The sequence below is a fragment of the Pseudoalteromonas sp. P1-25 genome (assembly GCF_001401805.1).
In the GTDB taxonomy this organism is placed as follows: domain Bacteria; phylum Pseudomonadota; class Gammaproteobacteria; order Enterobacterales; family Alteromonadaceae; genus Pseudoalteromonas.
In genome coordinates this window covers 1-14,267 of sequence record NZ_LKDW01000026.1, presented here as the reverse complement: position 1 = coordinate 14,267, position 14,267 = coordinate 1, and the positions used below count along the sequence as shown (strand labels likewise).

Below are 14,267 nucleotides of genomic sequence, written 5' to 3'. Positions count from 1 at the left end.
GCATAAAAACAGCGTAAGCTCGCAGAGCTAAGTATTACTCACGTAGCATTATTTTAATAGCACATAATAAAAATGACGCTTATGCGTCATTTTTTATATCCTCAAAATCAGTTACTCTATTACGACCATGCTCTTTTGAGTAATACAACGCTTTATCCGCAGCTTCAATCCAACGTTCATGCTTTGCAAACTCTGGGCTATTGCCTGCAAAGCCAACACTCACTGTCATCTCTATTTTTGTATGCTTATAAACAAAAGGGTTGGCCTCTATCAGTGCTCTTAAGCGCTCAGCAAATGTTGCTGCGCCTTGTTTGTCGGTATCAAGTAAAGTAACAACAAACTCCTCCCCACCATATCGTCCTGCTATGTCGGTTTCGCGAAGCGTCGTTCGAAGCAAATCTGAAAGGTGGCGAAGCGCCTCATCACCACAGCTATGACCATGCTCATCATTAATTTTTTTAAAATGGTCGATATCGAACATTAACAGTGTGCTGCTACCACCACTGCGCTTAACGCGCAAAAACTCTTGGTGCAGCGTGCTTTCCCAATGCCCGCGATTATACAGTTGCGTTAGGCTATCAGTTTGGCTGACTTGTTCTAAACGCTTGTTTAAATCTTCCAATTCTTTTTTATTTACTGCCACATCGGTAACATCGTAAATAATAATACAAATATGGCTTACTTCGCCCAATGTGTTGGTAAGTGGAATAAAAGTCGCGTTTTGGTACATGTAATCCGCTTTACCAGTAATTGGCCGATAATTTTTAAAACGGAAAATGTAAGGTTGCTGCTCCCAAATAGTAAACGAGCGGTTTTTAAGTACAAATACAGACTCTGATTTACTTCTAAACCATTTTTCGTCAATTGAGGGGAATAAATCAAATAAATCTTTGTCCTTTACAGCGCTGGGCAATAGCCCCGAATGGTTTTCCATAAAGCCATTCCATACGCACACTTTATAGTCTCTATCCAGTACAACCAGGCCCACATCGACTGTGTTAAACATATCCATTAACCAATGGATTTCATTCATTTCTAAATCAGCGGCCATAACTTAGTCTTCTAATAGGTAAGCAACTTTGTATTTCAAAGTCTTCAGTGAATCTTCGGTAAATAACAGCATAAGGTCACAGTTAATATCGTGGTTTTCGATGCCGTAGCTTATCTCTATTGCTAAAGTTCTTTGCCAACGAGATTTATTCGATTTAACCAACTCTGATACATCGCGATGCTGGCCAAGTACAATGGGGTGGCCTTGACTAAAAGACATATCAAGCTGTTTAGAGAGCCCCGTTAAAATTGAGCCTATTAGAATATTACTAATATCCATAAGCAGCTCAAGTTCAACCTTGTCGTTAAGCTCACCATCGTAATTCATTAATGACGCAATTTCTTTAAAGCTTGAGTCATTTAGTAAAAGCAACGCCTCGCCAGATACGCCACCGCCAATAAAGCCTTGGCAAACGCCCGAGGTAGCTGCGTTGTTGTCAATAGACTGCAACGCCATGTCTAGCTCATTAACTTCAAGCACATTCACATTCGGAATCGGCAGCTCTACAAACACGTTTAAAAGCCGTGCAAGCAAATCCCCCGCTTGACCCATAGCAACATTTGTAAGCTCTTGGTATATATCGCGCACATCTGGGTCTACTTGCTCACCCAAAGAGTGGGCGAGTCGTTCGCGCATGGCTTTATCTTTAATACCGTGGTGCTCAATAATATCTGCGAGCTTTTCAGCTGAGCAAGGCTTTTGGATAAAATCAATAGCCCCTAACTCTAAAACACGTTGGTGCGCATTTGGCTGAATATCGCCAGATACCACCACGGTTAGGATATTAAGACCTTGCTCTTTCATGGCCATAAGGACTTCGTACCCGTCCATTTCAGGCATGTTTAAATCAAGAAAAAGTATTTCGGGCTCGATTATTTTTAGTTTTTTGATGCAATCAACACCATCTTGAGCAAACTCTACTTTAATATCCCAGTCATCTGGTAAAGAGCGAGCTAGCTGGCGCCTCGCTAATTTTGAGTCGTCACATATTAATACGGATGTTGACATACTATCTCTCTATTATTTAACCCAATGTTGTCAATAGGCCTTATGACTTTATTAAAGATACATTTTGTAACTACATGTTAATAAAAGTTCTTCGAGTTTACAATTTATATATCACAGAACTTATTATTACTTTTACAGTGATATTTAATCGCTTGGTTAGTGATATTCAGTATAATACACTCAAACCTATTGCGTTAATTTAAAAGGAAATAACCTATGGTACGCTCTCTTATTTTTGCACTAAGCACGCTTGCTTTAAGCTCAGTTGGGCACGCATCACAGTACCCCGAAAACACGCTTGATGCAGGTAAGGTCTCTGCTCAGGGTAAACCTGTCACCTTGTTAGGTAAAGGTGTAAGTGTAGGTGATAATGCGCCAAATTTTAAAGTAGTTGATGGTGGTTTTGCTCCTGTAAATCTTGATGATTATAAAGGGCAAGCAGTATTGATTAGCGTGGTACCAAGTTTAGATACAGGTATTTGTAGCTTACAAACAAAGCATTTCAACGAAAAAGTGGCAACGCAATTTCCTGCTGTTGCGATGCTGACAATTAGCGCCGATTTACCTTTTGCTCAAAAACGCTTTTGTAATGCTGAAAACATCGACAAAGTAACAACCCTTTCTGACTCTGTATGGCGAGACTTTGGCCAAAAATATGGCTTAATTATAAAAGATATGGGCCTGCTTACCCGCGCCGTATTTATTTTAGATAAGAGCCACACAGTGATATACAAACAACTCGTGCCTAATTTATCAACCGAGCCAAGCTACGACCCAGTAATAGAAAAGTTAAAAGCGTTGTAGGTACTAAGTTTTACCAAATGGTTTAATTTAAAATTGTTAAAAGCTAATAAATACAAAAAAACCGCCTGAGGGCGGTTTTTTAATACCTAAGCTGTGTTTAGATTATATTAACCTAAAAGCTCTGCTAGTTGCTGGCTTACTGTTTCAACAGCTTGCGTACCATCAAGTTTATGGTACTGCGTGTTGCCCGCTTTTGCTTCAGCTTGGTAATAATCAACCAATGGCATAGTTTGCTCATGGTAAATACCTAAACGTTTGCGAACTGTTTCTTCCGTGTCATCTGCACGGATAATTAGTTCTTCGCCTGTTTCATCATCTTTACCTTCCACTTTTGGTGGGTTGTAAACAACGTGATAAACACGGCCAGAACCAGGATGCACACGGCGGCCACCCATACGCTCAACAATTACTTCATCAGCAACGTCAAACTCAATAACGTGATCAACCACAACGCCATTTTCTTTCATTGCATCTGCTTGTGGAATGGTACGTGGGAAGCCATCAAGTAAAAAGCCTTGTTCACAATCTGGTTTAGCAATACGCTCTTTAACTAAACCAATGATGATATCGTCAGAAATTAACTGACCTGCATCCATTACTTTTTTAGCTTCTAAACCAAGTGGTGTACCTTCTTTAATGGCTGCACGAAGCATGTCACCGGTAGAAATTTGTGGAATACCGTATTTGTCCATTAAAAACTGAGCTTGCGTACCTTTACCAGCACCTGGCGCGCCCAAAAGAATAATGCGCATATCATTGTCCCCTAGTATGGATAGTTATTTTTAAAGCCTGAATTCTTCCACAAGCGCTGCAGATACTCAAGCAACTTATACTAATTACCTACTTTAGATCGCATAAAAAAAGGAAGCATACGCTTCCTTTATAATTATGGTTATCTTTTAAGCTATTTTAGCATTTAAAAGAGCCTGTTAGCCTTACTTATTCAAATCAAGCATTAATTTGTTTAAACGTGTTACAAAACCGGTAGGGTCTTTTAATGTGCCACGTTCAGCAAGTAAAGCTTGGTCTAGTAATACATGAGACCACTGTGCAAACTTATCTTCGTCTTGCTCATCGTTTAAGTGCTTAACTAACTGGTGCTCAGGGTTAAGCTCAAACACTGGCTTGGCCTCTGGTACAGGTTGGCCTACTGACTCCATAAGCTTTTGCATTTGCGAGCTCATGTCGTTCTCATCGCTCACAACACAGGCAGGAGAATCTGTTAAACGATGCGTAAAGCGTACTTCCTTAACTTCTTCGCCTAGCGCTGTTTTAATGCGCTCAATTAAGCCTTCTACTTCTTTTTCAGACTCTTCTTGCGCTTTCTTCGTTTCTTCGTCGTCAAGCTTACCCAAATCAAGGTCGCCACGGGTGATTGACTGGAACGATTTTTCGTTAAATTCAGTTAAGTGGCTCATCATCCACTCATCAACACGGTCACTTAGTAATAATACTTCGATGCCTTTTTTGCGGAAGATTTCTAAGTGCGGAGAGTTTTTAGCGGCAGTAAACGAATCAGCAACTACGTAGTAAATTTTATCTTGCTCATCGTTCATGCGCTCAATGTATTGCTCAAGCGATACATCTTGTGTTTCTGAGTCGGTATGCGTAGATGAGAAGCGTAGTAATTTAGCAATGGCTTCTTTATTTGCTGTATCTTCTGCTGGGCCTTCTTTGATTACTTGGCCAAACTCGTTCCAAAATGTTTGATAGTCTTCGGCTTTGTTTTTAGCCATGCGCTCTAGCATTTTTAAAATACGAGACGTACACCCTTTGCGTATAGCTTGCGTTACTTTGTTATCTTGTAAAATTTCGCGCGATACATTTAGCGGTAAATCGTTTGAATCAAGTAAGCCTTTTACAAAGCGCAGGTAACTTGGCATAAACTGCTCAGCGTCATCCATAATGAAAACACGTTGAACATACAGTTTTAAGCCACTTTGGCGCTCACGGTTCCATAAATCGAACGGCGCTTTTTTAGGGATGTACAATAAGCTTGTGTACTCAGTTTTACCTTCAACTTTATTGTGCGCCCAGTTTAACGGCTCTTCCCAATCATGGCTTACATGCTTGTAAAACTCTTTGTATTCTTCATCAGAAACCTCTGACTTATCACGTGTCCATAAAGCGGTTGCACGGTTAATGCTTTCCCACTCACCTGGAACGGCTGGGATTTTTTCGCCATCTTCGCCTTCAGACTCAGGCACTTCTGCTTTATACATTTGTACAGGTGTAGAGATGTGATCTGAGTATTTAGTAACGATGCTACGCAGTCGGTATTCATCCGCGTATTCTTTTTCTTCTTCACGCAGGTGTAAAATAATATCCGTACCACGCCCTTCTTTTTCAATTTCTTGTAACGTGTACTCACCTTCACCTTGTGACTGCCACTCGTACGCTTGTGTTTCACCTGCTTTACGCGTGCGTACTGTCACTTCATCAGCCACAATAAAGGCTGAATAAAAACCAACACCAAATTGACCAATTAATTGAGAGTCTTTGCTTTGGTCACCGGTTAAGTTTTTGAAAAACTCAGCAGTACCCGACTTAGCAATAGTGCCTAAAGAGCTAATCACTTCTTCACGCGTCATACCAATACCATTATCAGAAATGGTAATTGTGTTCGCTTCTTTATCTGCGCTAATACGTACATGTAAATCGGCATCACCTTGGTAAAGGTCACCATTAGAAAGCGCTAAAAAGCGTAGCTTATCGGCAGCGTCTGATGCATTTGATACAAGTTCACGTAAAAATATTTCTTTATTCGAATATAACGAATGAATCATTAAGTTTAATAGTTGTTTTACTTCTGTTTGAAAGCCTAATGTTTCTTTTTGTGCTGCAGTCATTTATGTATCTCCAATTAGCAAAGTGTCTGCGTTATGCACTTAATATGGGGTGAGGTGGAGTAACTTCAAGGGAAAAATTTAAAAAAGCAGCATTTGCACTTATATAAATAAAAAGCCACATATAAATGTGGCTGCTGGGGTTAAATTACGGTGTGTTTTTAGCGTACTGGGCTTTTAAAGCGCTGACTTGTTCGTGTAAATAATTAGCGCTTACCTGCTCTGCGTCAATTGGCTCTCCCACACTCACCGATACTAATGACCATTTAAGGCGTGGTAGTTGCCATTTGGCTTTACGGCTAAACATACTGCCCCACAAGCCACCTAAGTGAACGGGCACAACAGGCACTGGTGTACGCGCTATTATACGCTCAATGCCACGCCTAAACATGTCCATTTCACCGTTACTGGTAAGTTTTCCTTCAGGAAAGATCCCCACCAATTCACCACGTTCAAGCGCTGCGGCAACCTCATCAAATGCTTTTGCAAACGCTTTTGGGTTAGCTTTTTCGCTATCAATTGGAATAGCTTTTGCCATTTTAAATAACCAATGCAGTGCTTTTGAATGATAAATGGGCGCAAACACCATAAAGCGTATAGGCCTTGGCGAAGTGGCTAAAATAAACATCCAATCTACAAAGCTAACATGGTTAGCTACAATAACGGCTGCGCCTTCGTTTGGAATATTTTCATGTCCTTTTGTGCGCACACGATACATGCATATGGCTAAAATATAGATCACAAAGCGCAAGAAAAATTCCGGCACCTTAGTGTAAATATAAATAGAAATAAGTAAATTAAGCCCCGCTAAAAGTAATAGTAACGACGAAATATGCCACTGTAAAACAGAGAGCGTTACAATACTTAATATGGCACTGCCAACCATAAAGAGCGCATTAAGCACATTATTAGCAGCAATCACTCGCGAACGACTTGCCTCCTCGGTACGCTGCTGAATAAGCGCATACAGCGGCACAGTATAAAAACCAGATGCAATACCAATACCTGCCATCCAAACAAAATGCCATATCATATCGCCCGTATTGAGCACTTGCTTTAGTGTTAATAAATTTTCAGAGGGCGCGATATATTCACTAATAGCCGGCTCTTGGCTTAAAAAATACAAAAATAACGTTATTAAAATAGCGCCAAAAGGTACAATTCCCAGCTCAATACGTGAGCGTGAGAGCTTTTCACACAACAAAGACCCCACGGCAATGCTTAGCGAAAACACCACCAGCGCACTAGTTACAACGAGCTCATCGCCACCCATTACATGCTTAACGTAATTAGGTAATGCCGTTAAAATAACCGCACCTATTAGCCAAAACCAGCTTATACCCAACACCGATTTACCAACCGATTCTGTTTGAGCATTAAGCGCTTTAAATACATCTTTAGTGGAAGTAAAAATATTATAGGTAAAGCGCAAGTTTGCATCGTTCGCTTCACTAATAGGAATAAACCGGCTACTTAAAAAGCCAAGTACAGCTAATACTAATACCGCGATGCTGATTACCGTTGGGCCTGTTGTTTGGGTAATAAAATAGGTGCCAAAAATAGTGCCCAATAAAATGGCTACAAACGTGGCAGACTCAACTAAGCCATTGGCTTTTGTTAGTTCGTTGGGTGCAACGTGCTGCGGTAAAATAGAATACTTGAGTGGGCCAAAAAAGGTACTTTGCAGCCCCATAAAAAACACGGTTGTAAGCATTAGCCACACATATTGCGTAAAAATAGAAGCCGCGCCAATAACCATAATTGGTATTTCGCAAAATTTAACAAGCCGTATGAGCTTTGATTTTTCTGTTTTTTCGGCCAGTTGCCCCGCCATCCCAGAAAATAAAAAGAACGGTAATATAAATAAGCCCGCTGCAAGGTTTGAATATAGCGCACCATCGCCTAGGGTTGTAGCTTGAAACACCAATAATATAAGCACAGATTGCTTATACACATTATCATTCATAGCCGATAAAAACTGCGTTACAAATAGCGGTAAAAAACGCTTACTGCTGAGCAAACCGTCTTTATTCCCGTGTTTATTATTTTGCATAGTACTCCTTACTAATCAGATAAATTCCTGATGTTTGCTTATATCAACTCGCCCACTTGAGTGGCCTTTTAGGGCGCAAGTGCCGTGCAACAATCACGCTATTTAGTTGTTGTTAGTCAATAATTTATAACATAACAACGCCAAGTTTAACTCATTTATTAATAAATATGATTACTGCTAAGCTCACACACGTTATACGGTATTAAAAGAGCAAACACAAAAAAGCCTACATATTTTACTATGTAGGCTTTTAAAACAATTTCAGATAGTGATGCTAGTCCTGCACAACCGCTCGTCGGCCGCTAAATGCGTGCATTAACGTTGTGCCATCCACTAAATCAAGTTCGCCACCCACAGGGATACCATGCGCTATACGCGAAGCGCCAACTTTATATTTATGGCAAAGTTGGGCAATATAATGTGCAGTGGTTTCACCCTCAACGGTGGGGTTGGTAGCTAAAATCACTTCGTTAATTGCACCATGCGAGAGCTTTTGTTCAAGTATATCTAAGCCAATTTCTTTGGGGCCAATCCCGTCAATCGGCGATAAATGCCCCATCAATACAAAGTACAAACCAAGATATTGGCCTGTTTGCTCTATAGCCAACACATCGGTAGGCGACTCAACAACGCAGAGCACGCCACTGTCTTGGCGTTTTGTGCTTAAGCAAATATCACACTGAGCTTGCTCAGTAAAGGTGCGACACGACTGACAATGCCCAACCGCAGACATGGCTTTGGTTAATGCGTTACCAAGTTGGGTCCCGCCTTTACGGTCGCGTTCCAGTAAATGAAATGCAATGCGCTGAGCAGACTTAGGGCCTATACCCGGTTGGCAACGTAGCGCTTCTATAAGCTGTGTTAAACTATCTGAAAGTTGCATATTTATTAGAACGGCATTTTCATACCTGGTGGTAATTGCATACCGCCAGTAACTTTACTCATACGCTCTTGCGTTTCGTCAGCAACGCGACGAACAGCATCATTACATGCTGCTGCAAGTAAATCTTCAATCATGTCTTTGTCATCTTCCATCAGGCTATCATCAAGCTCAACACGACGCACGTTATGATTACCAAGCATGGTTACTTTTACAAGGCCTGCGCCGGCTTCGCCAACAACTTCCATTGTTGCGATTTCGTCTTGGGCTTTTTGCATGCGCTCTTGCATTTGCTGCGCTTGCTTCATCATGTTACCCATTCCACCTTTAAACATAATTTTCTCTCTTTCTTTTAAACTCTAGTTGTCATGAAGATAAGGGCGATTGTATTTAATTACAATGCCTGAATACTGTTTTCGTCAATTTCGGCGCTAAATAGCTGCTGAAATTGTACTATGTTTTCATCTGATGTGATCACATCAATAGCTTGCTGATGCCGCCCAGCATCAATTTTTTGCTGAATTAAATAAGGCGAGTCAATCACCCCTTTGGCAAAGTTAATATTTAGCGATACGTTATGTCCGTAAATGCTTGATAACGCTGCATCGAGCTTTTGCCTAAGCATGGGCGTATCTAAGTGTTTTTGAGATTCATCCACGTCAATATGCAAACTGTCGCCTTGCTTGGTAAAAATCGAGTGTAATGCAAATTGACGCATTCGCCCACCTAGCCCCATACGCTTAATTAAATAAGCCCACTCATCTTGCTGATGCGCAAATTTAATCTCGCTAATTGGACTTTGAAAATCATCTGGAACCGGTATAGCAGGCTCTTGCTCTATTACCTCTGGCTTTTTTTGTGGGTTAATTTGCTCAAGCAGCTCAGGGGCTAAGTTTTCAGTAATTGTTTGATGCTTTTCTTTAAAATCAACCTTACGCACTGGTTGGCTTTGCGTTACTGGCTCAGCCGGCGTTAGGCTCCCTGTTACTGGGAGCGCTGGCTTTTTTTCGCTGTCACCTTGCGCGTGGTCATGCCATGGCGGTGAATCATTTTGTGACTCACTCGCTTGCGAGCGTGTATTGTGTGGCGTTTCTTCAATGAATGGCGCTGCTTGATCAGACGCTTTTGGTGTTTGCGCATGCTCAGTGGTATTTACACTTTCCCCTGAAAGCCTGCCTGCCCCCGATATATTTCTATCACGTAAAATTCGCGCAATAGCTGATTGTGCTTGAGCTTCTTGTTCACGCACACTGCTATCTTTAGTATTGGCGTTTTCAGCGGCGGATTGTGTATGTGGCGCTACAGGTGCCGGGTTATAACCTTGATCTACAGCACTGCTCATAACATCGTCAAATTGTGCAGCTAAGCTTTGCTCCATATTACTGTGTTGCAAATATGCATCGTCTTCACTTTGACGCTCAGCGGCCTCGTCATTCTTAGCAATGTGTTCATTTTGCTGCACAGGGCTCGGCATATCGTTTTGGGGACTTTGAGCCGCAGGTGTTACGCTGTTGCTGTGTTGCTCACTTGGCGAGCGTGTTAGCTGCTCTGTGGGCGGGTGCGCTACTGGTTCATCAGTTGTTTGACTTTGTGCTGTGCTTTGGCTATGCTCAACCATTGGTTGCGCAGCTGGGGTTTCGTTTTGCGATGGCGTTTTATTTTTATTTAATATATCACGCAGCGCATCGGCACGGCCTTTACTATTGGTAGGCGCAGGCGTTGCTGCACTTTGTGTGTTGCTTGCCCCAGGAAGCGATTGAGCAGGTGTTGTACCTGCGGACTCAAATGCTAATAAACGTAGCATTATCATTTCAAAGCCTAAACGAGGCTCTGGTGCCCATTGTAAGTCTTTTTTACCATTTAATAGTAACTGATAATACACCTGTATTTGTTGAGCCTGAGTGTGCTGTGCAACATGGCTAATATAATCGGCGTTTTTATCATCAAGTTGCGCTGCTTGCGGGACCAGTTGAGTTAACTGAATAAGGTGAGTTAATGCAATTAAATCATCAAGTAGTGCAATATAGTTAGGGTTTCGGCTCGCTACTTGGGCTATTTCACCCATGAGTGCACCACCGTCTTGTGCTAACAAAGCAGCAAGCAAACTTTGGCTATAATGTGTGTCCATTAAACCAAGCATGGCTTGCACGGCTTGGTTGTTTATGTCGCCGTTGGTTTGCGCAATAGCTTGATCTGTTAAGCTTAAGGCGTCTCGCATACTGCCATCGGCGGCTTTTGCAATAATACTTAGCGCATCTTTATCAAAGTTTAGTTGCTCTTGAGTAAGTACATGCTCAAGCTGAGTTTTAATTTCGCTTTGCGAAAGTGCATTTAAGTTAAACTGTAAACAGCGCGATAAAATGGTAACAGGTAACTTTTGCGGATCGGTGGTTGCCAGTAAAAATTTCACATGCTCTGGCGGCTCTTCTAACGTTTTTAATAACGCGTTAAAGCTATGCTTTGAGAGCATGTGTACTTCATCTATTAGGTATACTTTATAACGTCCACGCGTGGGGGCATATTGAACGTTATCAAGAATTTCACGAGTATCTTCTACTTTTGTGCGAGAAGCGGCATCAATTTCAAGTAAGTCAATGTAGCGCCCTGCTTCTATATCAGTACAACTACTACATTGCCCACAAGGAGATGCCGATATACCCTCATCACAATTTAAGCTTTTAGCAAAAATGCGTGCAATGGTTGTTTTACCCACTCCACGGGTTCCAGTGAATAAATAAGCGTGATGCAGTCTATTTTGCGTAAGCGCATTAACAAGCGCTTGCTTTACATGGGACTGGCCAACCAATTCATGAAAGGTTTGCGGACGCCACTTTCTAGCTAGAACCTGATAACTCATCAATTACTCGCCTTCAAACTCAACAAGTTTTAAGATTTTAATACCCATTTTTTCTACACGCTGCTCACCACCAAGCTCTGGTAATGAAACAACAAACGCAGCATCAGTGGCCTTGCCACCTAATTTTGCAACTAGCTTTGCTGTGGCTTCAATTGTGCCACCGGTAGCTAATAAATCATCCACTAATAATACTTTGTCGCCTGGGACAATCGCATCAACATGAAGCTCTAATGTGTCTTCGCCGTATTCAAGTAGGTAATCTTGGCGAATCACTTCGCGTGGTAGCTTGCCTGGCTTACGAACAGGAATAAAAGGGATCCCTAACGCGTATGATAGCGGCGCACCAAAAATAAAGCCGCGAGATTCTGTTCCAATAATTTTTGTAAAGCCTTGGTTTTTATATTCGTTTATAAAAGCATCGATTGTTGCTTTAAAGGCTTCTGGATTTGCCATTAGTGTTGTTACATCACGAAACATAATGCCTGGTTTAGGATAGTCGGCAATGGTTGCGATACTGTTTTTAATAATAGCGGGTGTTACTTGAGTCATAAGTTTAATTGCTCAATAGTTTATATTTCAAAGCAGCTGATTATAACCTTAACTGACGTTAAAATGCGAGTTTGCTGTTATTAATACCGAGGTGGTTTGAAAATTATACGAGTGGAGGAAGAAAAGAAGCGTAAGGCTGATAAAAACAACAGCCTTAATAGAGCTAGGAGCTTTAAGTTAGGCTTGTGATCCAGCCTAAAATCGCATTTAAACAGCCAATACCCACAAAAACTGCTAAAAAAGCAATAAAGTAAGTAGCGTTAAACGGATCTTTAAAGTCTTTATCATCTGACATTGGTATAACCTTTTTTAAGCACGACAAATAAGGCTGCCATGATAGACGAAGTAAAATAATCTATAAAGACCTTAATGTTGATTTTTTGTCACGATAATACCGCGCTCGGACATTGCATTAAGCGTACTTAACGCACCTTGCGCAATTTGTTGTTCACTAAAATTAGGCGCATGAACTAAAACCTGCTGGCATACACTCTCAAACTCAATGCCCGCATTTGATTCTATTATTGAAAGTAGCAAAGCGGTCATTGCATTCGTAGCTAAAAACTGCACGTCATCGTTATCATCGCGGTATACAACAAAGTAATTAGGCTGCTCAGATGGCGTGCTGGGTATATACTCTGTGCTGATATGTTGAACCGCATACTGGTAGCTTAAATTACGTGCAACACTCGATAAGTAAAGTGCAGAGCTGGTCAGTTCAGTACTTTTTAAGCGTTGCTCGCTGGTATCTTCATTAGCCACGGAAACATCAAGCTCTATCCACTCGTAATGTGCCAACTCCAGCATAAATGCATAATCGTATTCTTGCAGGGTATAACTGCTCGATAAGTAATTAATAAACTCTCCTGCTATGTCTAAAAAATAAGGTGACTTGCAGTCATGCTCACTAAAAAATGCTCTTACTAATTTTTGCCATTGCTGTTGTGTGTATAACGTTTTAAGCACCGGAAACCCAGATGAGATAAACCCTGCAATATTATTAAAGAATAGGTCGCGGTAAATCGCCATACGTCTATCTTCAATACCTTTAGGCTTTGGGTTATGCTCAGGCTCTCGTATGTGCGCCATAAACTCATTTTGAGTGTCAATAAAGCTCATGTTTTTTCCTTTATGCTAATTGCTGAGAAGACGATGCGCATAACTGCTTATTTTGTAAATCGTGAATAATATCAAGCTCTTTTGTAAGTGTATTTATACTTGGGATATTAAAATCACGCTCCAATAAGGTAGGAAACACCCCATGCGCTTGGTACGCTTTATCAAGCAGATCCCATACGGGGTCAATAACATCAGCGCCGTGGGTATCAACAATTAAATCATCGGCTTCATTGTAGTGCCCAGCTACGTGGCCATAGGCAATACGTTTTGAAGGCAACCCTAATAAAAACGTCTCAGCATTGTAACCATGATTAATTGAATTAACATAAATATTGTTCACATCTAGCAGTAGTTTACAATCTGCTTGCTCTAAAATCGTATTGGTAAATTCAAGCTCAGATAACTGCTGGCCAGGTGCCGCGTAATAAGAGACATTTTCAATGGCTATTTGTCGCTCTAAAATATCTTGCACTTGTTTGATGCGAGGTACAACGTGCGCAATAGCCTCTTCAGTAAAAGGGATTGGCATTAAATCGTACATATGCCCTTTTCCAGAGCAGTAGCTTAGGTGTTCACTGAAAAGTTTAATGTTGTACTGATCAAAAAACGTTTTTAGCGATTTAACAAATTCAATATCAAGAGGTTCAGGCGACCCGATAGAAAGCGATAAACCATGGCAAACAAAATTATTGGCGTCTGTTAAGGTTTTAAATTGCTTTTTAAAGCGTCCTCCCAGCTTAAGCCAGTTTTCAGGCGCGACTTCCATAAAATCAATTTGCTTTGGTGTATGCGCAAGTAGTTCATCGAGCATCTCTCGACGAAGACCTAAGCCCACCATCCCAAATGCTGAGTTTTGTGTTGCTCTCATCATTATCTCCTAAAACAAAAAGGGCCTTTTGGCCCTTTTAGCATAACGTAAGTAAGGTACTTAAATCAGCCTGTTATTGGCCACCACATTTACCTTCACCGCACTTACCTTCTTTTTTGCCTTTTGCGTCGCCACCACATTTCCCTTCGCCGCACTTACCTTCTTTTTTACCTTTTGCGTCGCCGCCACATTTGCCTTCGCCGCACTTACCTTCTTTTTTACCTTTTGCGTC

Annotated in this window: 13 protein-coding genes; 1 reads left to right on the top strand and 12 read right to left on the bottom strand. The window is 41.2% G+C overall.

What is annotated here, in order from left to right; all coding sequences use genetic code 11:
• Positions 1–79 precede the first annotated feature (79 nt).
• A complete protein-coding gene (locus AN393_RS14840; RefSeq protein WP_055015235.1) occupies positions 80–1,051 on the bottom strand; it encodes a diguanylate cyclase in 972 nt (323 codons plus the stop codon).
• Between the two features lie 3 nt (positions 1,052–1,054).
• Positions 1,055–2,059, bottom strand: coding sequence for a response regulator (locus tag AN393_RS14835; protein ID WP_055018510.1), 1,005 nt, complete (start codon positions 2,057–2,059; stop codon positions 1,055–1,057).
• Positions 2,060–2,275: 216 nt separating this feature from the next.
• Between AN393_RS14835 and tpx the strand changes: the two genes are divergently transcribed.
• Positions 2,276–2,863: a thiol peroxidase gene (tpx, locus tag AN393_RS14830; RefSeq protein ID WP_055015237.1), complete on the top strand. Its 588-nt coding sequence runs from the start codon at positions 2,276–2,278 to the stop codon at positions 2,861–2,863.
• Between the two features lie 107 nt (positions 2,864–2,970).
• Here the strand turns inward: tpx and adk are convergent, their stop codons facing one another.
• From adk to AN393_RS14785, 10 genes are all read right to left on the bottom strand, one after another.
• Complete coding sequence (gene adk / locus AN393_RS14825; protein ID WP_055015238.1) at positions 2,971–3,615, bottom strand: adenylate kinase; 645 nt, start codon at positions 3,613–3,615, stop codon at positions 2,971–2,973.
• A 183-nt stretch (positions 3,616–3,798) separates the two neighbouring features.
• On the bottom strand, positions 3,799–5,712 hold the full coding sequence (gene htpG, locus AN393_RS14820) for a molecular chaperone HtpG (protein ID WP_055015239.1): 1,914 nt from the start codon (positions 5,710–5,712) through the stop codon (positions 3,799–3,801).
• 145 nt (positions 5,713–5,857) lie between these two features.
• Positions 5,858–7,762: an MFS transporter gene (locus tag AN393_RS14815; RefSeq protein ID WP_055018509.1), complete on the bottom strand. Its 1,905-nt coding sequence runs from the start codon at positions 7,760–7,762 to the stop codon at positions 5,858–5,860.
• Positions 7,763–8,036: 274 nt separating this feature from the next.
• Entirely contained in the window at positions 8,037–8,645 is a 609-nt protein-coding gene (gene recR, locus AN393_RS14810) for a recombination mediator RecR (protein WP_055015241.1), read from the bottom strand.
• 5 nt (positions 8,646–8,650) lie between these two features.
• Positions 8,651–8,977, bottom strand: coding sequence for a YbaB/EbfC family nucleoid-associated protein (locus AN393_RS14805; RefSeq protein ID WP_055015242.1), 327 nt, complete (start codon positions 8,975–8,977; stop codon positions 8,651–8,653).
• A gap of 59 nt (positions 8,978–9,036) precedes the next feature.
• Positions 9,037–11,499, bottom strand: coding sequence for a DNA polymerase III subunit gamma/tau (gene dnaX / locus AN393_RS14800; protein ID WP_055018508.1), 2,463 nt, complete (start codon positions 11,497–11,499; stop codon positions 9,037–9,039).
• Positions 11,500–11,502: 3 nt separating this feature from the next.
• Positions 11,503–12,048, bottom strand: a complete 546-nt coding sequence (gene apt / locus AN393_RS14795; RefSeq protein ID WP_055015244.1) for an adenine phosphoribosyltransferase — start codon at positions 12,046–12,048, stop codon at positions 11,503–11,505.
• 172 nt (positions 12,049–12,220) lie between these two features.
• The gene (locus AN393_RS20680; protein ID WP_004588125.1) at positions 12,221–12,343 is read right to left on the bottom strand and encodes a hypothetical protein; all 123 of its coding nucleotides are present in this window, start codon (positions 12,341–12,343) and stop codon (positions 12,221–12,223) included.
• 71 nt (positions 12,344–12,414) lie between these two features.
• Positions 12,415–13,167, bottom strand: coding sequence for a DUF2063 domain-containing protein (locus AN393_RS14790; RefSeq protein WP_055018507.1), 753 nt, complete (start codon positions 13,165–13,167; stop codon positions 12,415–12,417).
• A gap of 10 nt (positions 13,168–13,177) precedes the next feature.
• Positions 13,178–14,005, bottom strand: a complete 828-nt coding sequence (locus AN393_RS14785) for a DUF692 domain-containing protein (protein WP_146258078.1) — start codon at positions 14,003–14,005, stop codon at positions 13,178–13,180.
• Positions 14,006–14,267: the final 262 nt, after the last annotated feature.

Excerpts from the sequence above, each read along its gene's own strand:
- AN393_RS14840 (WP_055015235.1), bottom strand. The coding sequence starts at position 1,051 with ATGGCCGCTGATTTAGAAATGAATGAAATCCATTGGTTAATGGATATG.
- AN393_RS14835 (WP_055018510.1), bottom strand. The coding sequence starts at position 2,059 with ATGTCAACATCCGTATTAATATGTGACGACTCAAAATTAGCGAGGCGC.
- tpx (WP_055015237.1), top strand. The coding sequence starts at position 2,276 with ATGGTACGCTCTCTTATTTTTGCACTAAGCACGCTTGCTTTAAGCTCA.
- adk (WP_055015238.1), bottom strand. The coding sequence starts at position 3,615 with ATGCGCATTATTCTTTTGGGCGCGCCAGGTGCTGGTAAAGGTACGCAA.
- htpG (WP_055015239.1), bottom strand. The coding sequence starts at position 5,712 with ATGACTGCAGCACAAAAAGAAACATTAGGCTTTCAAACAGAAGTAAAA.
- AN393_RS14815 (WP_055018509.1), bottom strand. The coding sequence starts at position 7,762 with ATGCAAAATAATAAACACGGGAATAAAGACGGTTTGCTCAGCAGTAAG.
- recR (WP_055015241.1), bottom strand. The coding sequence starts at position 8,645 with ATGCAACTTTCAGATAGTTTAACACAGCTTATAGAAGCGCTACGTTGC.
- AN393_RS14805 (WP_055015242.1), bottom strand. The coding sequence starts at position 8,977 with ATGTTTAAAGGTGGAATGGGTAACATGATGAAGCAAGCGCAGCAAATG.
- dnaX (WP_055018508.1), bottom strand. The coding sequence starts at position 11,499 with ATGAGTTATCAGGTTCTAGCTAGAAAGTGGCGTCCGCAAACCTTTCAT.
- apt (WP_055015244.1), bottom strand. The coding sequence starts at position 12,048 with ATGACTCAAGTAACACCCGCTATTATTAAAAACAGTATCGCAACCATT.
- AN393_RS20680 (WP_004588125.1), bottom strand. The coding sequence starts at position 12,343 with ATGTCAGATGATAAAGACTTTAAAGATCCGTTTAACGCTACTTACTTT.
- AN393_RS14790 (WP_055018507.1), bottom strand. The coding sequence starts at position 13,167 with ATGAGCTTTATTGACACTCAAAATGAGTTTATGGCGCACATACGAGAG.
- AN393_RS14785 (WP_146258078.1), bottom strand. The coding sequence starts at position 14,005 with ATGGTGGGCTTAGGTCTTCGTCGAGAGATGCTCGATGAACTACTTGCG.